This is a genomic window from Rhizobium sp. SVR5-2C (genome assembly GCF_056755115.1).
This window is the reverse complement of the sequence record NZ_JBNDHT010000048.1, coordinates 14,020-37,579: the sequence shown is the minus strand read 5'-3', so window position 1 is coordinate 37,579 and position 23,560 is coordinate 14,020. Positions and strand designations below refer to the sequence as shown.

22 protein-coding genes are annotated in these 23,560 nt (G+C 62.1%); 10 read left to right on the top strand and 12 right to left on the bottom strand.

Annotated features, from left to right (window positions below; all coding sequences use genetic code 11):
- Positions 1-39: 39 nt before the first annotated feature.
- Together ACPYOI_RS15855 and ACPYOI_RS15850 are read right to left on the bottom strand one after the other, a co-directional pair.
- Positions 40-1,245, bottom strand: coding sequence for an MFS transporter (locus ACPYOI_RS15855; RefSeq protein ID WP_481414591.1), 1,206 nt, complete (start codon positions 1,243-1,245; stop codon positions 40-42).
- Positions 1,246-1,566: 321 nt separating this feature from the next.
- Positions 1,567-1,764, bottom strand: coding sequence for a hypothetical protein (locus tag ACPYOI_RS15850; protein WP_481414590.1), 198 nt, complete (start codon positions 1,762-1,764; stop codon positions 1,567-1,569).
- Positions 1,765-1,788: 24 nt separating this feature from the next.
- Between ACPYOI_RS15850 and ACPYOI_RS15845 the strand changes: the two genes are divergently transcribed.
- The 10 genes from ACPYOI_RS15845 (at position 1,789) to ACPYOI_RS15800 (ending at position 11,806) form a co-directional block, all read left to right on the top strand.
- Complete coding sequence (locus tag ACPYOI_RS15845) at positions 1,789-2,691, top strand: DMT family transporter (RefSeq protein ID WP_481414589.1); 903 nt, start codon at positions 1,789-1,791, stop codon at positions 2,689-2,691.
- A 234-nt stretch (positions 2,692-2,925) separates the two neighbouring features.
- Complete coding sequence (locus ACPYOI_RS15840) at positions 2,926-4,089, top strand: isovaleryl-CoA dehydrogenase (protein ID WP_481414588.1); 1,164 nt, start codon at positions 2,926-2,928, stop codon at positions 4,087-4,089.
- Positions 4,086-5,693 (top strand): carboxyl transferase domain-containing protein, encoded by a 1,608-nt coding sequence (locus ACPYOI_RS15835; RefSeq protein WP_481414587.1) that lies wholly within the window; start codon positions 4,086-4,088, stop codon positions 5,691-5,693. Before ACPYOI_RS15840 ends, ACPYOI_RS15835 begins: the two co-directional genes overlap by 4 nt.
- Positions 5,694-5,700: 7 nt before the next feature.
- Positions 5,701-6,084 (top strand): RidA family protein, encoded by a 384-nt coding sequence (locus tag ACPYOI_RS15830; protein ID WP_481423016.1) that lies wholly within the window; start codon positions 5,701-5,703, stop codon positions 6,082-6,084.
- A gap of 9 nt (positions 6,085-6,093) precedes the next feature.
- Positions 6,094-8,070 carry an acetyl/propionyl/methylcrotonyl-CoA carboxylase subunit alpha gene (locus tag ACPYOI_RS15825; RefSeq protein WP_481414585.1) on the top strand — a complete coding sequence of 659 codons (1,977 nt, stop codon included), beginning with the start codon at positions 6,094-6,096 and terminating at the stop codon, positions 8,068-8,070.
- The gene (locus ACPYOI_RS15820) at positions 8,070-8,936 is read left to right on the top strand and encodes a hydroxymethylglutaryl-CoA lyase (RefSeq protein WP_481414584.1); all 867 of its coding nucleotides are present in this window, start codon (positions 8,070-8,072) and stop codon (positions 8,934-8,936) included. The genes ACPYOI_RS15825 and ACPYOI_RS15820 overlap by 1 nt, the downstream gene beginning before the upstream one ends.
- Positions 8,936-9,724 carry a crotonase/enoyl-CoA hydratase family protein gene (locus ACPYOI_RS15815; protein ID WP_481423015.1) on the top strand — a complete coding sequence of 263 codons (789 nt, stop codon included), beginning with the start codon at positions 8,936-8,938 and terminating at the stop codon, positions 9,722-9,724. The genes ACPYOI_RS15820 and ACPYOI_RS15815 overlap by 1 nt, the downstream gene beginning before the upstream one ends.
- Positions 9,725-9,785: 61 nt before the next feature.
- Complete coding sequence (locus ACPYOI_RS15810; protein ID WP_481414582.1) at positions 9,786-10,157, top strand: antitoxin Xre/MbcA/ParS toxin-binding domain-containing protein; 372 nt, start codon at positions 9,786-9,788, stop codon at positions 10,155-10,157.
- A complete protein-coding gene (locus ACPYOI_RS15805) occupies positions 10,150-10,668 on the top strand; it encodes an RES family NAD+ phosphorylase (protein WP_481414581.1) in 519 nt (172 codons plus the stop codon). The genes ACPYOI_RS15810 and ACPYOI_RS15805 overlap by 8 nt, the downstream gene beginning before the upstream one ends.
- A gap of 136 nt (positions 10,669-10,804) precedes the next feature.
- A complete protein-coding gene (locus ACPYOI_RS15800) occupies positions 10,805-11,806 on the top strand; it encodes a LacI family DNA-binding transcriptional regulator (RefSeq protein ID WP_481414580.1) in 1,002 nt (333 codons plus the stop codon).
- Between the two features lie 33 nt (positions 11,807-11,839).
- Here the strand turns inward: ACPYOI_RS15800 and ACPYOI_RS15795 are convergent, their stop codons facing one another.
- From ACPYOI_RS15795 to ACPYOI_RS15750, 10 genes are all read right to left on the bottom strand, one after another.
- A complete protein-coding gene (locus tag ACPYOI_RS15795) occupies positions 11,840-12,631 on the bottom strand; it encodes a transporter substrate-binding domain-containing protein (RefSeq protein ID WP_481414579.1) in 792 nt (263 codons plus the stop codon).
- A 22-nt stretch (positions 12,632-12,653) separates the two neighbouring features.
- Complete coding sequence (locus tag ACPYOI_RS15790) at positions 12,654-13,571, bottom strand: glycosylasparaginase (RefSeq protein ID WP_168829827.1); 918 nt, start codon at positions 13,569-13,571, stop codon at positions 12,654-12,656.
- Between the two features lie 9 nt (positions 13,572-13,580).
- Positions 13,581-14,315 (bottom strand): amino acid ABC transporter ATP-binding protein, encoded by a 735-nt coding sequence (locus ACPYOI_RS15785; protein ID WP_168829828.1) that lies wholly within the window; start codon positions 14,313-14,315, stop codon positions 13,581-13,583.
- 1 nt (position 14,316) lies between these two features.
- Entirely contained in the window at positions 14,317-14,988 is a 672-nt protein-coding gene (locus ACPYOI_RS15780) for an amino acid ABC transporter permease (protein WP_481414578.1), read from the bottom strand.
- Complete coding sequence (locus ACPYOI_RS15775) at positions 14,988-15,662, bottom strand: amino acid ABC transporter permease (RefSeq protein WP_481414577.1); 675 nt, start codon at positions 15,660-15,662, stop codon at positions 14,988-14,990. The genes ACPYOI_RS15780 and ACPYOI_RS15775 overlap by 1 nt, the downstream gene beginning before the upstream one ends.
- Before the next feature lie 175 nt (positions 15,663-15,837).
- Complete coding sequence (locus ACPYOI_RS15770; RefSeq protein WP_481414576.1) at positions 15,838-17,331, bottom strand: DegQ family serine endoprotease; 1,494 nt, start codon at positions 17,329-17,331, stop codon at positions 15,838-15,840.
- 232 nt (positions 17,332-17,563) lie between these two features.
- Positions 17,564-19,045 carry an FAD/NAD(P)-binding protein gene (locus ACPYOI_RS15765; RefSeq protein WP_481423019.1) on the bottom strand — a complete coding sequence of 494 codons (1,482 nt, stop codon included), beginning with the start codon at positions 19,043-19,045 and terminating at the stop codon, positions 17,564-17,566.
- Between the two features lie 157 nt (positions 19,046-19,202).
- Positions 19,203-20,894, bottom strand: a complete 1,692-nt coding sequence (locus ACPYOI_RS15760; RefSeq protein ID WP_481414575.1) for an ABC transporter ATP-binding protein — start codon at positions 20,892-20,894, stop codon at positions 19,203-19,205.
- Positions 20,891-21,835 carry an acetamidase/formamidase family protein gene (locus ACPYOI_RS15755; RefSeq protein WP_481414574.1) on the bottom strand — a complete coding sequence of 315 codons (945 nt, stop codon included), beginning with the start codon at positions 21,833-21,835 and terminating at the stop codon, positions 20,891-20,893. The genes ACPYOI_RS15760 and ACPYOI_RS15755 overlap by 4 nt, the downstream gene beginning before the upstream one ends.
- 68 nt (positions 21,836-21,903) lie before the next feature.
- Positions 21,904-23,538 (bottom strand): ABC transporter substrate-binding protein, encoded by a 1,635-nt coding sequence (locus tag ACPYOI_RS15750; protein WP_481414573.1) that lies wholly within the window; start codon positions 23,536-23,538, stop codon positions 21,904-21,906.
- Positions 23,539-23,560 lie beyond the last annotated feature (22 nt).

The following is a 23,560-nucleotide window of genomic DNA, read 5'->3' as shown; positions in this document are numbered from 1 at the left end:
CGGCCGCCGCCGCAATGCAGGATGTTGGACTGCTCCGTGTCAGCTTTCTTCCGGTGGTTTGAGCTGCCGGAACTGCAGCAACAATAGCAGGTCATAGACGATCTTCAGCGTAGCGCAGATGAGGAGCGGCCAGGCTCGGTATGAGGCGGCAAAGAGAGCACCCGCAAGCGCGGGGCTGGCCGCTGCGGCTAGGCTGCGCGGCACGGATGTGAAGCTCGCGGCGGCCGCTCGCTCCGCCTCCGTCACAACGGCCATCACGTAGGAAGATCGCGTCGGCACATCCATCTGCGAGAGCGCCGCCCGGATCAGCAGCAAGCTGAGTGCGACGGGCAGGGTGGGCGCAAATGCCGCCAGCATCAGGGCAACGCTCGATGGAATATGGGTGAACACCATGGTGTTGATCAGTCCGATGCGCCGCGACAGCCATGCGGCGACAGGAAAGGAGAACGCCGACAGCACGCCCGTCCAGAAGAAGAACACTCCGGCTTCGGAGAGCGACAGATCGAAACGCTTGAACAGCCAGAGGGCGAGTAGCGACTGGACAACGAAGCCCCCTGCGAAGGCGTCGAGGCTGAACAGCGCTGCAAGCTTCAAGACAATGGCGCGCGAGGGACCGAGTGCGGCGGCTTGGGTAGGCTTGTGGCTAGCAATACGCGTTGGGATGCGTGCATAAAGGAGGCCGCCGGCAGTGCCCAGGAGCGCGTAAAGCACGAACATCAGCTTGATTGCGGTCAGTTGGCCAAGCCCTATGGCACTTGTTAGATCGGGCAGGGCGGCCGCGAGCGCGCCGGCGGCACCTGCGAGCGCCCCCACGAGGCTGTAGCGAGCAAACATCTTCGTCCGCAGCGCATCGTTCACTTCGCGGGTGAGTGCCGCGTGTTCCAGTGGCACGAAGACACTCACGCTGCCGGCCGACGGATTGATTGTGCCGGCGAATGCGATCACCAGCAGCAGCAAGTAATCGTCCATCAGCGACATTGCCACACCCGTGGCAGTCATCAGGCTTGCGGCGGCCAGAAGTAACCAGCGGAGATCATAGCGGACTCCGAGGAAGCCGACGGCGATCGTCAAGAGTGCAGAGCCAAACAGCGATGCTGTCGCGATGATGCCGACCTGCAGCGGGGAAAATCCGAGAACGAGCAGGTAGACCGGTAACAGGATGGCGACGAAGCCGTCACCGAAATCGCGCAGCGCGCGCGCCGCGAAAAGACATGTGGCGGGATGGCTACTTTGCACGGGTCTCACTGCCGAAATGACCTATCGCTTGGTCCCGGCCTTTTGCGTTGCCGGCCGGATGGCCGCGCCCGGCGCAGGATTCGAGGCCGCCTTCCGAGCCTGGTATCAAGGTGCGGGTTGCCGCCGAAGCCCTCGTCGATGCGGACGTCGGCGCTAACTTGCCGGACAAATTTTCGGAGGAAATTTCAAGAGGTGATGACATCATGCGTCCTCCGGGTGAGCGGTCGAATGGACGCGATGCTTCGGCTGTCGCCTCGTGGGGTGATCGCAACCCCATGCGCGATCTTTCCTCTCTTTGCCGGAAGCTGTCAAGCGGCGCGACCGCTCAGATCAGCGCATCCAGACCTCGTGAATCGCGACGATGACAAGGGTCGATTCTGTCGCAAACTCCGGGGTAGCCGTGATCATCAATGCCATCACATCCGTCAGCAAGAAGTTTGCAGCAGAACCATGAGAAAATATGCATGCTTGCGTCGCGTTGCCATTGTCAACGCGAGCGCTGGTTGCTACTCCGGGTGGCGTATTCAAACGCATTTTCCTTCGCAGGCTCCCATGTTTTTGAGATCAGCCGATGAGGCGCCGTCGCCGCTTTTTGGCATAGCGCTGGCGTGCATCGGCTATTCGCTCTTTGCCGTCCAGGATGCGATCGTGAAATGGCTGGTCGCGGACTATTCGGTGCCGCAGATCCTTTTCCTCCGTAGCATCGTCATCGTCATCTTCGCCGGCATCTTCGTGCGTCGGCGCCGTCATCCGTCGATCCTGAAAAGCGCCCAGCGGGGCCTGCTCCTGACCCGCGCGCTGCTGATGTTCGTCGCCTGGCTCGCCTATTATTCATCAGCGCGCCATCTCGGGCTTGCCGAGATCACGACGATGTATTTCTGCGCGCCTGTCATCGTTGTTGTTTTGTCGATTTTCGTGCTTCGCGAGAAAGTCGGTCCGGTTCGCTGGCTAGCCTGCATCGGCGGCTTTGCGGGCGTGGTGCTTGCCGCGAACCCGGCACAGGCGCCAAGCCTCATCCCGGCCGGGATGGTCCTGTTTGCAGGTTTCTGTTGGGCCTGGAGCGTCGTCCTTCTGCGGCTGAGCCATGCGGAAAGCACGATGAATCAGATGATGGCGACGAGTTTGCTTTTTGTCGTCGCTTGCGGAGCGGCGCTTCCCTGGGTCTGGAAATCGCCTGATCTCTTCGACTGGTGCCTGATGATCGGGCTGGGCTGCGTCAGCGCTGCCGGCCAGTATCTGCTCTACGAGGGTTTTCGCCATGCGCCCGCCTCGACGCTTGCGCCCATCGAATATAGCGGCCTCGTCTGGGCCTTTCTCTATGGTTATCTCATCTGGGCAGAAGTTCCGACGCCGAACGTCTTTGCCGGTGCGCTGTTGATCGTCGCTTCCAGCCTCGCGCTCATCTGGTGGGAGCGCCGGCTCGTGGTCGCCTCAAGGCGACGTCTGGCCGCCTAGCGTCCGACAGGTGCGATGCCATTACGAAAATATCGCGATCATAGTAAGCTGCTTTTCGATTGATGCGCGCCAGCGCCATTTTTGGCGCGGAAATTCCGCGGATCGGGTGCTATTGTCCTGATCGTGGACGGATGGGCGGAAGAGGAGCTGCTTTCCGGACTACTGATCAACCTGCGATCTCGGGAGGGGAATAGATTTGCTGACGCGGGATCGGCGGCTAGGAGGAGAGGCCGGATGTATTCAGGCGGTTTGAATTTCGCCCTCGGCGACGAGATCGAGGCATTGCGCGAAAGCGTCAGGCGGTTTGCAAGCGAGCGTATCGCACCGCTGGCGGAAGAGACCGATCGCAGTAACAGTTTCCCGGCGCCGCTCTGGCGTGAGATGGGAGACATGGGCCTGCTCGGCATCACCGCCGATGAGAGCCATGGTGGTGCTGGCCTCGGCTACCTGGCGCACTGCGTCGCCATGGAGGAAATCAGCCGGGCGTCGGCCTCGGTCGGATTGAGCTACGGCGCGCATTCCAATCTCTGTGTCAACCAGATCAACCGCAACGGCAATGACGCGCAGAAAGCCCGCTATCTGCCGAAGCTGATTTCGGGCGAGCATGTCGGCGCGCTGGCCATGTCGGAGCCGGGCTCCGGTTCGGATGTCGTCTCCATGAAGCTTCGGGCTGACAAGCTCGGCGACCGCTATGTGCTGAACGGCAGCAAGATGTGGATCACCAACGGTCCGGATGCCGATGTTCTGGTGATCTATGCGAAGACCGATCCGCAAGGGGGGCCGCGCGGTATCACCGCCTTCCTCGTCGAAAAGACCTTCAAGGGCTTTTCGACTGGCCAGAAACTCGACAAGCTCGGAATGCGCGGTTCGAACACCTGCGAGCTGGTCTTTGCGGATTGCGAGGTGCCCGAGGAGAACGTCCTGGGGACCGTCGGCGGCGGCGTCAAGGTACTGATGTCGGGGCTGGACTACGAGCGTGTGGTGCTTTCCGCCGGACCGCTCGGCATCATGGCGGCATGCATGGACATCGTCCTGCCCTATCTGCATGAACGCAAGCAGTTCGGACAGGCGATAGGCGAGTTCCAGCTGATGCAGGGCAAGGTTGCCGACATGTATGTGACGCTGAACACGGCACGCGCCTATGTCTACGCGGTCGCGGCTGCCTGCGACCGCGGCGAGACGACCCGAAAGGATGCCGCCGGTTGCATTCTCTACGCAGCGGAAAAGGCGACGGGAATGGCGCTCGAAGCGATCCAGGCGCTGGGCGGCAACGGCTACACCAACGACTACGCCGTGGGGCGGCTGCTGAGGGATGCCAAGCTTTACGAGATCGGCGCCGGAACCTCCGAAATCCGGCGCATGCTGATCGGGCGCGAACTCTTTGCGGAGACGGCATGACCGTACTCAAATCCCAGATTTCGACCAGTTCCGAAACCTTCAGGGTCAATCAGGCGGCGATGCGGGCGGCAAGCCAGATCGTTGAAGAAGCAGCGCGCACGGCCGCGAACGGCGGCGGCGCAGGGGCGCGGGAAAGGCATGTGAGCCGCGGCAAGATGCTGCCGCGGGATCGGGTGATGGGACTGATCGATCCGGCAACGCCGTTTCTGGAAATCGGCACGACCGCCGCCTACGGCATGTACGGCGACGAGGCGCCGGGCGCCGGGCTGATCACGGGCATCGGGCGTGTCGCCGGACGCGAATGCATGATCGTCTGCAACGATGCGACCGTCAAAGGCGGTACCTACTATCCGATGACGGTGAAGAAGCATCTCAGAGCGCAGGAGATCGCGGCAGAGAACAATCTGCCCTGCCTCTATCTCGTCGACTCCGGCGGTGCCAATCTGCCGAACCAGGACGAGGTCTTTCCAGACCGCGAGCACTTCGGCCGCATCTTCTACAATCAGGCGAACATGTCGGCGGCCGGTATTCCGCAGATTGCCGTGGTCATGGGCTCCTGCACGGCGGGCGGGGCCTATGTTCCGGCCATGTCGGATGAAGCGATCATCGTCGAGGGACAGGGAACGATCTTTCTCGCCGGCCCGCCGCTCGTGAAAGCAGCGACCGGCGAAGTCGTCTCGGCGGAGGATCTCGGCGGCGGCGATGTGCACACCCGCGTTTCCGGCGTTGCCGATCATCTGGCGCGCGACGACGCCCATGCCTTGGCGCTGGCGCGCCGGGCCGTTGCTTCGCTGAACCGGGTGAAGGCGCTGACGATCGAGCTTCGCGAGCCGGAGCCGCCGCTCTACGATCCGGCGGAAATCGCAGGCATCATACCGGCCGATCTTCGCACACCCTACGAGGTTCGTGAGGTGATCGCCCGCATTGTGGACGGTTCGCGGTTCGACGAGTTCAAGGCGCGCTACGGGACCACTCTCGTCTGCGGCTTCGCCCATATCCATGGCATTCCGGTCGGGATCATTGCCAATAACGGCGTGCTCTTTTCCGAATCCGCAGTAAAGGGCACGCATTTCGTCGAGCTCTGCTCACAGCGGAAGATCCCGCTGGTCTTCCTGCAGAACATCACCGGTTTCATGGTCGGGCGGAAATACGAGACGGAAGGCATTGCCAAGCACGGCGCCAAGCTGGTCACGGCGGTGGCAACAACCAGGATGCCGAAGATTACGATGCTGATCGGCGGCTCCTTCGGCGCTGGCAACTACGGCATGGCCGGCCGCGCCTACTCGCCGCGCTTCCTGTGGACATGGCCGAACAGCCGGATCTCTGTCATGGGAGGTGAGCAGGCGGCGGGCGTTCTTGCCACCGTTCGAAGCGAAGCGCTCAATCGCGCGGGAACAGCCTGGAGTGCCGATGATGAGGCGGCCTTCAAGAAGCCCATTCTCGATCTTTTTGAGAGCCAGAGCCATCCGCTCTACGCCTCCGCACGCCTTTGGGACGATGGCATCATCGATCCGTTGAAGAGCCGCGACGTGCTCGGGCTCTCGCTTTCGGCGGCGCTCAACGCGCCGGTCGAAGAAACGCGTTTTGGTTTGTTCAGGATGTGAGGAAGACATGAAACGGGAAGCGATCAACGCCCTCGATGCACCCCAGCCGCAGGGCGGTTACTCCCAGGCCGTGAGGCTGGAGAATTTCGAAAGGCTGCTGTTCGTCAGCGGCCAGGTTCCGGTCCTGCCGGGGCAGGCGATCCCGGAGGATTTTGCCGCGCAGGCCCGGCAGGTCTGGCAGAACATCGATGCCCAGCTCCGGGCCGCGGGCATGAGCAAATCGGACATCGTTAAGATCAACACCTACATCGCCGACCGCAGCTATTTGGCAGTCAATCGCGAAGTCCGCAGCGAATATCTGGGTTCGCTGCTTCCGGCCTCGACGCTCGTCGTCGCCGGGCTCGTCGATTCCGCCTGGCTGCTCGAGATCGAGGTGGTCGCGGTGCAATAGGAAACAGCGATGTTCTCGAAGGTCCTGATAGCCAATCGTGGCGAAATCGCCTGCCGCATCATCCGCACTGCGCGTCGCATGGGCATCCATACGGTCGCCGTCTATTCCGACGCCGATACCGGCGCGCTGCACACCGAGCTTGCCGACGAGGCCATCCGCATTGGCGGTGCGGCGGCGCACGAAAGCTATCTTTCGATCGAGCGCATCGTCGCGGCTGCCACGCGTGCCGGGGCTCAGGCGATCCACCCGGGCTACGGTTTCCTTGCGGAAAATGCCGATTTTGCCGAGGCCGTCGAAGCGGCCGGGCTGGTCTTCATCGGACCCCAGCCATCCGCAATTAGGGCAATGGGTCTGAAGGATGCCGCCAAGGCATTGATGGACAGAGCACGCGTTCCGGTCGTGCCCGGCTATCATGGTGACCGTCAGGAGCCGGACTTCCTGGCCGACAGGGCCGCTGAGATTGGCTTCCCGGTGCTCATCAAGCCGCGGGCAGGCGGCGGCGGCAAGGGTATGCGCCGTGTCGACCGGGCCGAAGACTTTCCCGCGGCGCTCGAAGCAGCAAAGCGCGAGGCGCATGCGGCTTTCGGCGACGATGCGGTGCTCCTCGAAAAATACCTGCTCCTCTCCCGCCATATCGAGGTGCAGGTTTTCGGAGACCAGCACGGCAATGTCGTTCACCTTTTCGAGCGTGACTGCTCGCTGCAGCGGCGGCACCAGAAGGTGATCGAGGAGGCGCCGGCACCCGGCATGACGGCCGAGATGCGCCGCGCCATGGGTGAGGCAGCCGTGCGTGCGGCGCATGCGATCGACTATCGCGGCGCCGGGACAGTGGAATTCATCGCGGATGTTTCGGACGGGCTCCTGCCGGATCGATTCTTCTTCATGGAAATGAACACGCGCCTGCAAGTTGAGCATCCGGTGACGGAGGCGACCACAGGCATTGATCTTGTCGAATGGCAGCTGCGGATTGCCGCCGGTGAACCATTGCCTGCAAGCCAATCCGACCTCTCCATCGATGGCTGGGCGTTTGAAGCGCGCATCTATGCGGAGGACCCGGCGAAGGGTTTCCTGCCTGCAACCGGCGTTGTCGAACAGATGCGCTTTCCGGTCGAAGTGCGGATCGACGCGGGTGTCAGGTCCGGCGACCGGATTTCCGCACACTACGATCCGCTGATCGCCAAGATGATCGTGCATGGACCGGACCGCCAAACCGCGCTTGCGAGGTTGACCCATGCACTGCAGGCGTCGCGGATTGCGGGAACGGTCAGCAATATCGATTTCCTCGCCAATCTGAGCCGGCAGAAAGATTTCGTCGCAGGTCATCCCGATACGGGCTTGATCGATCGCGATCTTGAGATGCTTACGGCAATTCCGCCTGCTGCCGATACCGTGGTTGCGCTTGCCGCGGTGCTGTCGCTTGATGCCAACGTGTCCGGCGGCAGTCCGTGGGATACGCTCGGTCATTGGCAGCTCTGGGGCGAGATGCAGCGCATCGTGACCCTGGAACATGCAGGCGAAGGCGCTTCTCTGCGGGTCGTGGCACGTGGCTTTGACATGTTCGCCGTCCATGACGGCCGCCGTGTGATCCCGATCAGGATTGTCAGCCGCGATCGAGATCGCGTTCAGGTTGAGGTCGATGGCAGGCAGGTTCCGGTCGAGATCGAGCGCGGGCCGCATCGGCTGAGCCTGAGCCTCGACGGTTATACGCATCTCTTCACGGTTCCCGATCGGCTCGATGGTGCTGCGTCGGAAACCGAGACAGGAAATCGACTCATCGCGCCGATGCCGGGCTTCATCAAGATCGTGCGAGCGAGCGAAGGTGCGACGGTGTCGAAAGGCGAGCCGTTGATCGTCATGGAAGCGATGAAGATGGAACTGACGCTGACTGCGGCGCGTGACGGCGTCGTGGAAAGCGTTGAGGCGAGCGAGGGCCAGCAGGTTTCAGAAGGCGCCGTTCTCGTGACGCTGAAGCCGGAGGAGGCGTGATGGCGTCCGCGGAGGAATATGTTTCGATTGTCGAGATGGCTCCACGCGATGGACTGCAGAACGAAGAGCGTTTCATCGGGACGGCGGACAAGATCGCGCTTGTCGATATGCTTTCGGATTGCGGCTACGAGCGCATCGAGGTCACGAGCTTCGTGAGCCCGAAATGGGTGCCGCAACTCGCGGACGCAGCGGAAGTGATGGCGGGCATTCGGCGCAAGCCGGGCGTCCGCTACGCCGTGCTGACCCCGAACATGAAGGGCTTTGAGGCAGCACTTGCGGCAAGGGCGGATGAGATCGCGATCTTCGCCTCAGCCTCCGAGAGCTTCTGTCAGCGCAATATCAATTGCTCGATCCCCGAAAGCATCGAGCGCTTCCGGCCCGTCGCCGACGCCAGCCGTGAGCACGGTATCAAGATGCGCGGCTATGTCAGCTGTGTCGTTGAATGCCCCTATGAAGGTGCCGTTTCCCCGGCCAAGGCCGCGGAGGTTACGGCACGGCTGAGGGATCTCGGCTGCTATGAGATAAGTCTTGGCGACACGATCGGCCGCGGGACCCCGGAAGCCGTCGCAAAGATGCTGGCGGCCGTGTTGCAAGAGGCACCTGCTGCGATGCTGGCCGGCCATTTCCACGATACGTCCGGTCGCGCGCTCGAAAACATCGATGTCGCGCTGGACCACGGGCTTCGCACCTTCGATGCCTCAATCGGCGGGCTTGGAGGTTGTCCTTATGCGCCGGGCGCCAAGGGCAATGTCGACACCCTGGCGGTCGCGCGCCATCTTGCCGCGAAAAGCTATTCGACCGGGCTTGCGGAAGAAAGGCTGCAGCAGGCGGCCGCCTTTGCTCGTACTTTGAGGAGTGCTTCGTGATGCCTCAGACACTTCGCATCGAGACCGACGCGCGTGGTGTCACGCGGCTGACGCTTGCGCGAGCCGAGAAGCACAATGCGATATCGGCAGAGATGATGGATGAACTTACGGCCGCGGCAAAGGAGCTTGGCGCCGACCGCCGCGTGCGGGTCATCGTGCTTGCGGGAGACGGCGCAAGCTTTTGCGCAGGCGGCGATCTCGGCTGGATGCGCATGCAATTCGAAGCCGAACGCGCCGAGCGGATTTCCGAGGCAAGGCGTCTTGCAACCATGTTCCGTGCCTTGAACGATATTCCGAAACCAGTAATCGCCAGGGTGCAAGGCAATGCTTTCGGCGGCGGTATCGGCCTACTTAGCATTTGCGATCTGGTGATCGTCTCCGAAGGCGCGCGTTTCGGGCTCACGGAAGTTCGCCTCGGCATCATCCCGGCGACGATCAGTCCTTTTGTCATCGCGCGCATCGGCGAGGGCGCCGCGCGACCGCTGTTCATGTCCGGCAAACTTATCAGCGCATTGGAAGCAAAGGCCGCCGGTCTTGTTCAATATGTCGTTCCGGCGGAGGACTTGGATGCAGCAGTCGAAGCCGAGGTCGCGCATTTCCTGAAGGCATCACCCGGGGCAGTCGCGCGAGCCAAGACACTCGCCCGTTCGTTGGGTACGCCGATTACAGATGCGGTCATCGAAGGGGTCATAGAGCAACTGGCAGATACCTGGGAAACGGATGAGGCGCGCGAAGGCATTGCCGCTTTCTTCGAACGGCGCGATCCATTCTGGCGAAGCGAAACTTGAAATGAGCGTAGTTTGAGCATATTTTGATTGCACAGTGATCAAAATATGCAAAGGCTAGGCCATGGTAGCCGCGAGGTTCAATAATATCGCTGCTCACTTCGGTGACGAGCACTCCTCGTTTCTGTCCCCCCGCCGCGTTGCTGAAGAGCTTGGCGTCACGCTCGCCGAACTCGCGCGGCTGATCGGCGTTGCCCGCAACACGTTGACGGCGCAGTCGAGCGCCCGCAAGGTCGATAGCGCGCTCAGCAACGTCGTCCGCATCCTTTCCATGGCAAGCGAGATGGCTGGCGACGAGAACCGCGCGGTGATCTGGTTCAAGCATCAGCCGATCCCCGGCTGGGGCGGCAAGACGGCGTTCGATCTCGTCGGCGAAGGCAAAGCCGACCGGGTCCTTGCCTATCTCGAGGCCGTGCGGTCCGGCGTCTATGCCTGAGACGCAACCCGGCGCAGCTACGCTTCTCTGGCGCGCCTTCGTTCCGAAATGGGCCTATGCGCCGCTATCCGGCGAGGGCGCCGGTCGCTTTGGCGGCCGGTGGAATCCAGTGGGAGCGCCGACGATCTACGCGGCTCGGGAGTTGTCGACGGCCTGGGCGGAATATAACCAGGGCTTCGTCCAGCATCCTGCAATGATCGCACAACTAGAGCTCAAAGGCGCGCGCCTGGCGGATACGATGGACGCGGCACTTCTGCGCGAGTTCGATACCTCTGCCGACATCCATCATTGCGAATGGCGCTTGCTGATGGACGAAGGCAAGGTACCGGCGACCCACCATCTCCGCGAACGGCTGATGGCATCGGGTTATCACGGCGTGATCTATCCGTCCTTCATGTCGCATGGCGGCACATGCGTGGCACTATGGACGTGGAACGAGCCGGGCGGGCCGGAGCTCCGTGCAATCGATCCCGAAGGCAGATTGCCCAGGTCACCGGCCTCCTGGCTATAGCTGCAGTTCCTACAGCACAGGTGGAATTGCACAGAGCGTCGCATTCTGGCAGTTTTGACCGCGAAAAGGCGGGGGCCAGCTAGCCAAGGTCGTTGAGCTTGCGATATCACACCGGAAAAAGGTTGGAACTGCAGAAATGAAGTCATCGACGAGCCGCGACGCCGCGCCGACGATCGCAGATGTTGCGCGCGTTGCGGGTGTTTCGCGCGCGGTTGCAAGCCGTGCTCTTTCCGCCGAGCCGCGGCCGGTTTCCGACGAGAAGCGCGAGCGGGTGATCGAGGCTGCGACGGCCCTCGGCTACAAGCCCAATCTGCTGGCCCGGAGCCTGACGACCAAGACGGTCAATCTCGTCGCGGTCGTCGTCAATCATATCCACGATCTTTCTGACCTCGACCTTTTCGACCGGCTGATCGACCAGATCCAGGCGATCGGCAAGCAGGTCATCCTCATCCGCATCGGCTCCGTTGCGCGCGTCGAGGAATTCTTGCGCAACGGCGTCGCCTATCACGTCGATGCCGCACTGGTGTTTTCGGACTTCGCCGATGCTGCAACCGTCAGGCGCATGTTCCGGTCAGATCTGGTCGTCATGCTGAATGGCCTGCACGACCAGCTGGCCCCGGTGGTGATGCCGGACGAAGCGATCGGCATCGAGGACGCTGTGGCCGACGCGGCGCGGAAGCGTGTGAAGACTGCCGGGCTCGTCACGGGCCGCGCCTCTTCACCGGTAGAGCACGCGCGCATCGGTCTTTATCGCCAGGCTTTTGCAAAACATCGGATCGAGCTGGTGCGAACGGTCCAGGGTGACTATTCCTACGCCAGCGGCCATGCTGCCGCGTCGATCCTGACGGGCGACGATTGTCCGGACGCGATCTTCTGTACGTCCGACGCCATGGCCATGGGTATTCTCGACGTCTGCCGTTCCGACTTTCCGGGAGATAGACCGCCACGCTTCAGGCTGTACGGTTTCGACAACCTGTCACTGACGGATTTCGACGCCTACCCGATCTCTTCCATCGGCTACGACAAGTCGGATTACGTCCGGCATATCGTCGCCTTCATCGCAAACCCCGAAGGTTTCGAGCCGGGTCAGCCGCCGATCACCGTTCCGACGCGTTTCGTGCTCCGCGCCACGTCTTGAACGGAAAAGGCCGCCCGAAGGCGGCCTTGGGTTTTACCACTGCGGGTTCAGAGCCGGCGGGTTGGATTCCGCACCCCACCATTTCTTGTAGTTGGCTTCGTAAGCGCCCGATTGAATGTAGTCGGAGACGAACATATCGAGCCACCGGACGAACTCCGGGTCGCCCTTGGCGACGGCAATGCCGATCGGATCGTTGGAATAGAGGCCGGGCAGCGTGACCAGCGACGGGTTCTTCGTTGCGAGATAGTCGAGCAGCGAGGAATCTTCGATCGCCGCAACAACGCGTTTCTGCTGCAACTGCAAGACGCCATCCGGCGCAAACTGGTCGACATAGACCAACTGGGCTTCCGGCACGGCGGCCTTCAGGAAGGTTTCACCCGTGGTGCCGCGGCCGACGACGACCGCCTTGCCAGCCAGGTCCTTCAGTTCCTTGATGCCCGCATCCTTCTGCACGATGACGCGGAGCCCGGCGCGGTTGTAGGGGATCGTGAAATTAACAGTCGTGGCCCGCTCGAGCGTTGCCGACGTATTCGCAACGGCGACATCGATCTGGCCGGAAACGAGCATCGAAATACGGGCATCGCCGGAAACATCAACGAACTCGACGGGAACGCCGATCTTTTCGGCAAGCCGCGTCGCGACGTCGACGTCGTAGCCGACTGGATTGTTCTGCGCATCGCGGAAGCCGATCGGCTCGCCGCCGAGCGAGACGCCAATGCGCACGGTGCCGCGTGAACGGATGTCGTCCAGCATGCCGGCGACCGACGGCAGCGCCGAGCCGGCGACGACGGCGAGTGCTGCAAGAGCAGTGAGTATGCGTTTCATGTTCGATTCCCTCTTTTGTTGATTACGCCGATTTCGCTGTCCGCAATTCCGGTTCGGACATTGAATCCTCCCAGAGCCAGTAGCGGATCTCGCCCTCGCATCTGAAATTCACCACCTCATGGTTCCCCTTGGCGTCGACCGCGTGAATAACGACGCCTGCCAGGAAGCCAGAGTCAAGTTCCTTGAGCTCTTCGACCGCAAGTTTGATCGCATCGGAGAGCGAATAGCCAAGTTTGAGCGCCAGGACGATCGTGCGCGAGGTCGAACAGCGCATCGTCATTTCGCCGGTATGGGTGCAGGCGGCGGCCCCATAGCGGCTGTCGGCGTAGAAGCCGGCGCCGGGGATGGGTGAATCGCCCAAGCGGCCGGGATATTTCCACGCCCAGCCGGATGTCGAGGTCGCCGCATGGATGCCGCGCTGTGGGTCGGCCGAGAGGAAGACGGTCGTGTCGCGCACCCGTTCGGGATCGGTGATCGCGCGGCTCAGCGGCGCCAGCGGGATGTCCGGGAATTTTGCCAGGTCCTCCGGCGAAAGCTCCTTTTCCAGCCGTTCCCACCAGACGCGCTTGCTGTCTTCGAAGAGGACGTTGTCTTCCGCGAAACCGATTTCACTCGCAAAACGCCGGGCGCCATCTCCGGTCAGCATCACATGCGGCAGGCGTTTCATCACTTCATGGGCAAGGGCGGCGACCGGAAGCGTATTCGGCACGGCACCAACCGAGCCGACCTCGCGGGTATTGCCGTCCATGACGGCGGCGTCGAGTTCCATATTCCCGATCATATTCGGCCAGCCGCCGTAACCGACGCTGCGAACCTTCACTTCGCTCTCGACCTTGCTGATGCCGGCAACCAGGGCGTCGAGACTATTGGCCCCCTCGCGCAGCATCTGCACGGACGTCGGAAAACCAGGCCAGGCTTCTTTATTGGCCACAAGCAGCATGAAAAACCTCTAATCTTTGCGCATCTTGGAAAGGAACTGGGCAACGCGGGGCTGCGCCATGCCGCCGTCGGCGGCGAAGAATTCTTCGGTCGGCAGATCGACCAGCAGCTTGCCCTTGTCGAGGAAGACGATCCGATCCGAGATATGGCGCGCAAACTCGATCTCATGGGTCACGAAAAGCATCGTCGTGCCTTGCTCGGCGAGTTTTGCCAGGATCGCCAGCACCTCCGCCGTCATTTCCGGGTCAAGCGCGCTCGTCACTTCGTCAAGAAGCAGATAGCGCGGTTGCATGGCAAGGGCCCGGCAGATGCCGACGCGCTGGCGCTGACCGCCGGAAAGCTGGGCCGGATAGGCATCGGCGCGGTCGCCAAGGCCGACGGACTGCAACAGGGCACGTGCTTCCGCTTCCGCTTCGCCGCGGGACCTTTTCAGAACCTCGATCGGCGCAAGCGTGATGTTGCCGAGCACCGTCATGTGCGGATAGAGATTGAAAAGCTGAAAGACGGTCGCGGAGCGCTTGCGGGCTTCCGCCAACTCTTTCGGTTTGCCGACGTCGAACTCGTCAACCGTGATCCGCCCGCCGTTGAGCTTTTCCAGTCCGTTGATGCAGCGGATCAGCGTTGATTTGCCGGACCCGGACGAACCGAGAATCGACACTACCTCGCCGGGCTGGATCGTCAGATCGACACCGTCGAGAACGGTGGCATGGCCGAAGGCTTTCCGGACGTTTTCTACATTGAGCATGTCAGAGCCCTCTCCAGGCGCTGTAGGCCCTCAGGCGGTTTTCGAAACACGTGCCGAGAAGCGCGACCAGCTTGGCAGCGGTGTAATAAAGCAGGCCGACAGCCGTCCAGACGATGAAAGGCTTCAAGGTTCGCATGTTGAGGATGTTGCCGATCTTGGTGAGATCGACGACGCCGATGACGGAAATCAGCGACGTCACCTGCAGCTGATTGACAAGCAGCGCCACCAGCGGGCCGATCGCAAAGGCCGCGGCCTGCGGTGCGACGACATACCGAAGCACCTGCCAGCGAGTAAGTCCGAAGACGCGTGCGGCCTCGATCTGCTCGCGGCCGATGGATTCGATCGCCGAGACGGCGATGACATAGACGAAGGCAGCGGTATTGGCCGAAAGCGTGATGGTCGCGGCGGTCACCGGCGCGACGCGGATGTGCAGCAGGCCCGGCAGGCCGAAGAAAACGAGGAATAGCTGCACGAGCACCGGCGAGTTCTTCAGAAGCTCGGAAAAGAAGGTGACGATCGGCGTCAGGACCGGCACCTTGTAGAAGCGGATTACCGCCCAGATGAGGCCGATGACCAGGCCGATCAGCGACGTGCCGAGGAAAAGAGCGAGGCTGACGCCGAGCCCCTGTGCCAGCAGGACGAGATCGTAGGATGTGAAATCCGTAAAGCGCATCAGGCCACGTCCTCCATCATGTCGCGATTGAGGCGCCGGTGCAGGAGGGCGACGGCGAGCGAGACGAGATAGGTCAGCGCCGCATAGACAACAAGCAGCACGACATAGACTTCAAATGGCCGGTAGGTCTGCGAAACGACGATCTGCGCCGAGCCGGTGAGTTCGTTGAGCGTGATCGTTGAGAGGATAGAGGAGGTGAGGACTAGGTTTATGAGTACCGAACCAAGCGGGCGAACCGAGGTCCTCAAAGCGATCGGAAGCACGATGCGGGTGAAGATCACCCGCCGCGACAGGCCGCTCACTTCAGCCGCTTCGATAATGCCCTGATCGATCGCTAGAATGCCGGCGCGGATAACGTCGGATGCGTAGGCGCCGCCGGCGATCGACAATGCGATGACGCCCGTTGTGAAGGCATCAATGTAGATCCCTATCTCCGGTAGTCCGTAATAGAAGAAGAAAAGCTGAACGATGAACGGTACGTTGCGGAAGATATCGACATAGACGAAGGCGACCTTGCGCAGCGCATTCGAAGACGACGTACGGGCGAGCGCGACGAAGGCGCCCATAAGCACGCTGCCGATCAGCGCCAGTGAACAGGCCTCGGCGGTCAGCAGCGCACCTTGACCGAGAAAGCCCAGGTGAGGCAAGAGGATCGAAAGGTCGAGCCGCACCATTCCTCCCGTGCAGGATTGAAACCGGTTTCATCTTGTTTGCTGACGGGGAGCTTGTCAAGTTCGGGCGCAAGGACCTTCACGAAGGGATTCGTGGTCGGGCGGAACAGCCGATGCTGAAACGATGACGCCCCGCATCCGGGGATGCGAGGCGCGCTACATTTGGTGAGTTTGAAGGTCAGGCCGCCGAGAACGGCACGGCTACGAAGATTTTGTTGCCATCGCGTTCGACAAGCAGGAGCACCGACTTGCGGCCCGAGTTTTCGGCATTGGCAACGGCTTTCTTCACATCGCTTGCATTGGCTATGGGCTGGTCGTTCACCGAGACGATCACGTCGCCTGTCTGAATACCCGCGGCGGCGGCCGCTGCGTCCTGGTTCACGCCGGTGACGACAGCGCCCTTCGCGCTTCTCGGCAGGTTCAGTTCGTCCCGGATATCTGGCGTCAGGTTGGAAAGTGCCATGCCGAGGCGCGGGCTACCTTCCTGCTTGCCGTCGCTCTGTTCAGCCGCCGCCTGCTTGTCGCCGGTGTCGCTGCCGCCGATAGTGACATTGAGTTCTGTGCTGCTGCCATCGCGCCAGACCGTCAGCGTTTCCTTGTTGCCCGGTGCCATGTCGGCAACCAGGCGCGAGAGGTCCCTCGGGCTCTTCACGCTTCCGCCGCCGACAGCCGTGATGACATCACCGGTCCTGAGACCCGCACGGGCCGCGGGGGTGTCGCCGGTGACTGCGGCGACCAGCGCGCCCTGGGGAGCGCTGAGACCGAGAGCGTCAGCAACATCGCGTGTTACCTCTTGGATTTGAACGCCGAGATAACCATGCTCGATGGAGCCGTTCTTCTGAAGCTTGGCAGCGATCGCCTTTGCTTCGTTCGATGGTATCGCGAAACCGACGCCGACACTGCCGCCATTCGGCGAATAGATTGCCGTGTTGATGCCGACGACGTTACCGTCACGGTCGACCAGCGGGCCGCCGGAATTGCCGTGATTGATCGGCGCATCGATCTGAATGAAATCGTCATAGGGGCCGCTGTGCAGGTCGCGGCCTCGGGCCGAGACGATGCCCGCCGTCACGGTCGTGCCGATACCGAAGGGGTTGCCGATGGCCAAAATCTCGTCGCCAAGTTTCAGCTTGTCGGAATCGCCCCAGGCAACCGTCGGCAGCGGCTTCGATGCCTGGATCTTCAAAACGGCGATATCGGATTTGGGATCGGTGCCGACCAGCTTGGCAGGGAGTTCCGTGCCGTCATCCAAGGTCACTTTGATGTCGATGGCGTTGTCGATGACGTGGTTATTGGTAACGATGACCCCGTCCGGGCTGATGATGAAGCCGGAGCCAAGCGCCATGGCGCGCTCACCTTGCTGATGCTGCGGAGCCTGCTTCGGAAGCGGAATGCCCTGCTGTTCGAAGAACTGGCGGAATTGCTCCTCCATCGGTGACTGCTCGCTGCTGACATCCGTGGTCTTCATCGTCGTGGTGACGGTAACGACTGCAGGTTTGTCGGCGTCGACAACCGGTGCGAAGGAGGTGCCCGATGCAACCGTGCCGTTGACCCCGGCAGGTGCGGCTACGGCACTTGAGGCGTCGATGGCAAAAGGCACGACGGCCGTGCCGGCAATCAGGGCGGCGCCGACCAGAGCTGCGGCGCGATGCTTGGAGATGATCATTGACATGGTGGAAAGGTCCCTTGCGAAATCAATGCATGGCGGCGTCACGGTTCCGTGTCGGGGAACCCGGCCGTCGGGCGAAACTGGCGTCAATTCTTTCGTCTTCTGAATGAAACCGTCAGCGTGTGACGGCGAATACTGTCAAGCGGAAGAACTATCGCTTAAGAGTCATATGCTCCGCTGGGGCCGTATTTACAAATTAAATGTTCATTACAGATTCATTGCAAAAATTTAAGCATTACAAAGATTTAATACTTGGACGGAAAGCAGATTCCACAGCTTCTGGTTGGACGATTTCCGTCCCTGAAACGGCGGCATCAAGCTTACCGGCGAGCTGCGCAGCAACGAAGGTAGCGTGTTCCGTCACCTGCGGCAAACCCATGAGTTCGCCGAACGTGCCGCGCGCAAGCGGGCCTGAAATGATCAGTGTCGGGTTGGGTTGGTCGCCGGTTCCAATTGCCTCAGAGATTTCGTTGCAGGCGATGCCGAGGCCGGTCGGGTCGAGCTGTAGATGTCCGGCTTCGTTGAGCTCATGCAGCCATCGCTGGCTTTCGAGTATGCCGCCATGAGCGGGGCCCGTTGTCACGACCACTGCGTCGAAGCATTTCTCCACGCGCTGGCCGTTTCTTTTGCGAAGAACCACATCAATGCCACCGCCATTGACCGTCGCGTCAGCGACGGAAGCGGCGAGAACCTGAAGCCTTCCTTCTGCAATGGCACGGTCGAGAACTTCCTCGACCTGCGGCGCGATCCGGAAACGATGGACATCCCAGTAGGGCCGCAAATGGCGAACGATGCGGCAGCGTTCCGCGACCGGCAGATTGCGCCAGATTTCATGGCCGTTGCTGCGCACCTGGTCGATGACCGCATGCCAGCTTGCCCCGGCTTCGACAGCTTGCCTGATCGTCTCGCGAACCTTCCGGAGAAGAGCGGCAGCGCTTGCCGACGGGTCGGAAAGAAAATCGCCAAAGGGGTCTTGGCGGGAGGGCGGATGGCCGCGCGAACGAAGTCCGCGGCGCGAAATCGAGATAATCGGCCCGCGATGGCCTCCGCGCGTCATTGATGCGACGATGTCAGCGGAGGTCAATCCATTGCCGACGATGAGGACGCGATCGTCGGGGCGAATGACATCCAGGGAGCCGTGCCGCGTCGAATCCGCAACGAAGCGCGGATGATCGGCCAATGCCGCCGAAAGGCTGCGCGGTGCCGACGGCGCGGGATGGGTCGCGGCGATCACGAGAAAATCGGCTCGTGTTTCATCATCATTCTCGTCGGTTATCAGCCAGCCTTCGGGGCTCGAGGATACTTTTGTGACCCGCGCCTTCCTATGCTCGACCGCACCGCCTTCGAGGAGGGGGCGCAGTTTCGCAACCGCGTAAGCGCCAAACAGACGGCGCTGCGGGAAGAGATTGCCATTCGGCCACAGCGCTTCCGGATCGTCCGCGACCCTATCCTTATCCACCACCCATTCGAGGAAGTCTTCCGGCTGATCGGGAAGCAAGCTCATGCGTGCCGCAGGCACGTTGATGCGGTGGGCGGGGTCTTCGGTGTCATAAGCAAGCCCGCGGCCAATCTCGGCACGCGGTTCGAAGACGATGATCCGCGGCGGTTTGGCCGCCGTTGCCTTTGCCAGATGGTAAGCGACGCCCGCGCCGGAAACGCCACCGCCAATGATGGCGACGACCGGCCCTGCCAATGCATCCGTCTCGTTTTTCGTCACCGCTGCCGGTCCAACCGAGTTCTTGCGCAGATCTTGAAGACAAGGCACAGCCAGCTTCTGCACGAAGCCGCAGAGAATAATCTATGAAATTTATGGAATTGTGCAAGCGGCTGCAGTCCAGCGGTCGCCACGAAGCTGAGCTCCGCGGCATCGCCGGTCAGGCGACGGTGCCCCGCGCTCTTCTTTGGTAGACTTCAGGATCAGGAATCGGCACTGCGGCGATCAAGGTCCGCGTATAGTCGTCCTTCGGGTTTTCGAAGATCTCCCGTCGCGTCCCTGTCTCGACGATCTGGCCGTCGCGCATCACCGCGACGTGGTGCGACATGCGCTCGACCACGGCCATGTCATGGGAGATGAAGAGATAGGCGAGCCCCATCGTTTCCTGCAGTTCCAGCATCAGATCGAGAACGCGTGCACGCACCGAAACGTCGAGTGCGGCAACGCTCTCGTCGGCGACGATCAGCTTCGGCCCGACCGCAAGAGCGCGGGCAATGCAGATGCGCTGGCGCTGACCGCCGGAGAATTCGTGCGGGTAGCGGGTCGCGGCATCGGGCGTCAGCCCGACCCGGCGAAGCAGCTCGGCGACGCGATCCCGTCGCTCGCTCTTGCTGCCGATGCCGTGGATCACCATGGGCTCGGCGATCGCTGCCCCCACCGCCATGCGGCTGTCGAGCGAAGCGTAAGGATCCTGAAAGATCATTTGAGCCGAGCGGCGTACCGGGCGCATCGCTCGCTGGCCAAGACCGGCAATGTCCTGCCCGTGGATCTGGACATCGCCGGTGAAGGGAATGAGCCCAAGCACCGCCTTGCCAGTCGTCGACTTGCCCGAACCGCTTTCGCCGACGAGCCCGAGCGTTTGTCCGGGCAGGATATCGAACGAGACGTCATGCACGGCCTGAACCGGCGCTTTGCCCTTGAAGAAACGGCCGACAGGGCTGCCGTAACTCACATTCAGCCCACGCACGTTTATGACTGGCGAGCGATCGGTGCGCTCCGGCTCGATCTTGCGCTCAGTCACCCGCGGCGGACCATCCGTTCCCGCCAGGGCTCCGAGCCGCGGTACGGCGGCCAGCAACTGCTTGGTATAGTCTTCCTTCGGCCAGTTGAAGATCGCAAGCGAGGGGCCTTCCTCGACGATCCGGCCTTGCTGCATGATGGCGACGCGGTCGGCCATCTCGGCGACCACGCCCATGTCGTGCGTGATCAGGATGATCGAGGTGCCGAACTCGACCTTCAACTCGCGCATCAGCTTCAGGATCTGGGCCTGAACCGTGACGTCGAGTGCCGTTGTCGGCTCATCGGCGATCAGCACTTTGGGCCGGCAGGAGAGCGCCATGGCGATCATCACGCGTTGGCGCATGCCGCCGGAAAGCTCATGCGGAAACTGCTTCAGCCGCCGGGCCGGGTCGGTGATCTGCACGGCGTCGAGCATCTGCAACGCCACCGCTTCGGCATTGCCGCTGCCCTGATGCTCGCGGATCGCCTCGGTCAGTTGCGCGCCGACCGACATCACCGGGTTCAGCGACGTCATCGGTTCCTGAAACACCATGGCGACATCGCCGCCGCGCACGCTGCGCATCGTGCGATTGGAGAGCTTCAGAAGATCGCGTTCACCGAGCAGGATATTGCCGGATGTGACGCGCAGCGACGTCTTCGGCAGCAGCCCCATGACGGCGAGCGAAGTCACCGATTTGCCGGAGCCGGATTCTCCCGCGATGCAGAGCGTCTCGCCGCTTGCAAGATCGAAACCGACATCCCGAAGGACCGGTTTCAGACCCTCCGGCGTCAGGGCATCGACGCTGAGATTGCGTACGGAAAGAACGGGCGCGGCAATGGAGGACAAGGTCAAGCGAATACGATCCTCGGGAAGTAGAAGGAGACCACCCAGTTCGGCTGATCGACGATTTCGCTGATGCGGAGATCGCCGCAGACAGAGCAGAGCAGATATGCATCGACCGCGCTCAGGCCATGCTCGGCGCCGAGCAGGTCGATCATGCGCATGACGCTTTCGCGGGCGCCGGTCATCAGGTCCGGACCGATGCCGGTCGTCACCTCGTAGCCGGCGCCGTCGAGATGGCGGCTGACGGGCTCGGTTGTCGTGAAGCGCGGCGTCTGGAGCTTGGCATCCTTGACGAGTTCGATCGTCGCCTCGACGTTCATCTGGCTTTCGATCGCGGTGCCGCAGACTTCGCCGTCGCCCTGGGCTGCGTGCGTGTCGCCGATCGAGAACAGAGCGCCTTCGACCTCTACGGGCAGGTAGAGCGTGACACCGGCAGTCAGGTCGCGAATATCCATGTTGCCGCCGACGCGACGCGGAGGCACGACGGAATGGGTGCCGGGTTCGGCAGGTGCAACGCCGATCGTGCCGGCGAACGGCTTCAGCGGCACACGGCCGCCCGGGCCGTAGAGGGCAGGAACCATGCTGTTGGCATCGTAGGACCATACATGCAATGCCGGGTCCTTGAACTGGTCGGCAAGCAGGCCGAAGCCCGGGATATTGGCCGTCCAGCCAGTCCCCGACGGGATGAATTTGCGCAGCGTCACCTTCAGCGCATCGCCGGGCTTGGCGCCCTCGACATAGACTGGGCCAGAAACTGGGTTGATCTTGCCGAAATCGAGATTGTTCAGCGTGTCGAGCGTCGCGTCGCGACCGAGCTGGCCGCCCGAGGAATCGAGGCACTCGAAGTGGATCGTCTCGCCTGGCTTGGCAACGACGGCGGGCGCGAAATCCTTGTTCCAGCCGAAATTATGCTGGGCGCGGTGAATGGTGTGGGTGCAGACGATGCACATGCTTGTGTCTCCCTAGATTCATGGCCCTCTCCCGGCGTACCGGGAGAGGGTTCGATCCTTTTGAGGACCTATTGGTTCACGTAGATCGCCTCGTAGTCGATGACGCGGGTCGGATCGATGTAGATCTCGTCCGGGCCGCCCATGCGCTTCGACTTGGCGACGACGCGGCGCTCGTTGAAGACCGGGATCCACGGTGCGTCCTTTTCCTGGATCTCCGTGAAGATCTTGCTCCAGGTTTCCAGGCGCTCCTTCTCCTTGGCCGGCAGCGGCATGGCGTCCGCGGCCTGAGCGCGCTTTTCCATGTCCTGGTTGCAGTACCACGACCAGTTCCAGCCGCCGGGCACGGCGCTGCCGCAGGCAAGGATCGGTCCGTAGAAGTCGGAAGGATCCGGGAAGTCGGCAATCCAGCCCATGCCGCCCGACCAGATCATCGGCGCCTCGCCCTTGGTGCCGCCGGCGGCGATCACGTTCGGGTTGGCGAGCGCCTTGATCTCGACCTTGACGCCGATCGCGGCCAGATCCTGCTGGATCGCTTGGGCGATACGCGGCTGCGGATCCGTGTTGGAGGTGTAGAGCGTGGTGCTGAAGCCGTCCTTGAGGCCGGCCTCGGCGAGCAGCTTTTTCGCCCCGGCCTGATCGAAGGGATAGCCCTTGTAGTCCTTGTCGTAGCCCGGCATCAGCGGCGGCAGAACCTGGCTCGCGGGTTCCGCACGGCCGTTGATGATGCGGACGATGCGGTCCTTGTTGATCGCCATGTTGACGGCCTGACGGACGCGGGCGTCGTCGAGCGGCTTGACCTGCGTATTGAGCGTCACATAGCCCGTCTGCATCTGCTGGCGGTCGACGATCATGCCCGCGAATTCCGGAGACTTCTTCATTTCCAGGAACTTTGCCGGCGGGATGCCGTCGCCGGCGATATCGACTTCACCCTTCTGCAGGCGCAGCAACGCTACCAGCGGCTCCTGGCCGATCTCGACCTTGTAGCCGTCGATCAGTGGACGCTCCTTGATGAAGTAGTCCGGATTGCGCTCGAAGGTGAGACTCTGGCCGACCGTCCAGTCCTTCAGGATGAAGGCGCCGGAACCGACCGGCTTCTTGCCGAAATCGCCGCCAGCCGCTTCGACCGCTTCCTTAGGCACGACGGAGGAGAAATTGAGCGCAAGCACGTTGAGGAAGGTCGCGTCCGGCTGGACGAGGTTGAACTGGATCGTGTGGTCGTCGACGACCACGATGCCTTCCATCGTCTCGGCCTTGCCTGATGTCATGGCATCTGCGCCGACGATCGAATGGAAGAAGCCGGCGCCGGGGCCTTGCGTCTTCGGATTGACGGCGCGCTCGATGGAATACTTGACGTCGGCGGCGGTGAGCTCGCGGCCGTTGGTGAACTTGACGCCCTTGTGGAGCTTGAAGGTGTAGGTCTTGCCGTCCGAGCTGACCTCATAGCTCTCGGCGAGCGACGGCTTCAGCTCGGTGGTGCCCGGCGTGTAGTCGACCAGGCGGGAGAACATGGCGTTGATCATCGACCAGTTCTGCCAGTCGTAGCCGATCGCGGGATCGAGCGTGGCGATATCGTCCTTGTAGGTGACGACGATGTTGCCGCCTTTGGCCGGGGTTTCGGCGGCGTGGGCCGAGACGGCCGGCGCCAGCGCGGTCGTGGCGAGCATTGCGGCGAATGCCGCCTGGCGTAGGAATGTCTTTTTCATCAGGGAACTCCTCTGTTGGTTT

Coding starts and splice junctions, on each gene's coding strand:
- ACPYOI_RS15805 (WP_481414581.1), top strand. CDS start 10,150: ATGCCTGAGACGCAACCCGGCGCAGCTACGCTTCTCTGGCGCGCCTTC.
- ACPYOI_RS15800 (WP_481414580.1), top strand. CDS start 10,805: ATGAAGTCATCGACGAGCCGCGACGCCGCGCCGACGATCGCAGATGTT.
- ACPYOI_RS15790 (WP_168829827.1), bottom strand. CDS start 13,571: ATGCTGCTTGTGGCCAATAAAGAAGCCTGGCCTGGTTTTCCGACGTCC.
- ACPYOI_RS15815 (WP_481423015.1), top strand. CDS start 8,936: ATGCCTCAGACACTTCGCATCGAGACCGACGCGCGTGGTGTCACGCGG.
- ACPYOI_RS15775 (WP_481414577.1), bottom strand. CDS start 15,662: ATGGTGCGGCTCGACCTTTCGATCCTCTTGCCTCACCTGGGCTTTCTC.
- ACPYOI_RS15825 (WP_481414585.1), top strand. CDS start 6,094: ATGTTCTCGAAGGTCCTGATAGCCAATCGTGGCGAAATCGCCTGCCGC.
- ACPYOI_RS15770 (WP_481414576.1), bottom strand. CDS start 17,331: ATGTCAATGATCATCTCCAAGCATCGCGCCGCAGCTCTGGTCGGCGCC.
- ACPYOI_RS15780 (WP_481414578.1), bottom strand. CDS start 14,988: ATGCGCTTTACGGATTTCACATCCTACGATCTCGTCCTGCTGGCACAG.
- ACPYOI_RS15795 (WP_481414579.1), bottom strand. CDS start 12,631: ATGAAACGCATACTCACTGCTCTTGCAGCACTCGCCGTCGTCGCCGGC.
- ACPYOI_RS15755 (WP_481414574.1), bottom strand. CDS start 21,835: ATGTGCATCGTCTGCACCCACACCATTCACCGCGCCCAGCATAATTTC.
- ACPYOI_RS15830 (WP_481423016.1), top strand. CDS start 5,701: ATGAAACGGGAAGCGATCAACGCCCTCGATGCACCCCAGCCGCAGGGC.
- ACPYOI_RS15835 (WP_481414587.1), top strand. CDS start 4,086: ATGACCGTACTCAAATCCCAGATTTCGACCAGTTCCGAAACCTTCAGG.
- ACPYOI_RS15785 (WP_168829828.1), bottom strand. CDS start 14,315: ATGCTCAATGTAGAAAACGTCCGGAAAGCCTTCGGCCATGCCACCGTT.
- ACPYOI_RS15845 (WP_481414589.1), top strand. CDS start 1,789: ATGTTTTTGAGATCAGCCGATGAGGCGCCGTCGCCGCTTTTTGGCATA.
- ACPYOI_RS15810 (WP_481414582.1), top strand. CDS start 9,786: ATGGTAGCCGCGAGGTTCAATAATATCGCTGCTCACTTCGGTGACGAG.
- ACPYOI_RS15840 (WP_481414588.1), top strand. CDS start 2,926: ATGTATTCAGGCGGTTTGAATTTCGCCCTCGGCGACGAGATCGAGGCA.
- ACPYOI_RS15750 (WP_481414573.1), bottom strand. CDS start 23,538: ATGAAAAAGACATTCCTACGCCAGGCGGCATTCGCCGCAATGCTCGCC.
- ACPYOI_RS15820 (WP_481414584.1), top strand. CDS start 8,070: ATGGCGTCCGCGGAGGAATATGTTTCGATTGTCGAGATGGCTCCACGC.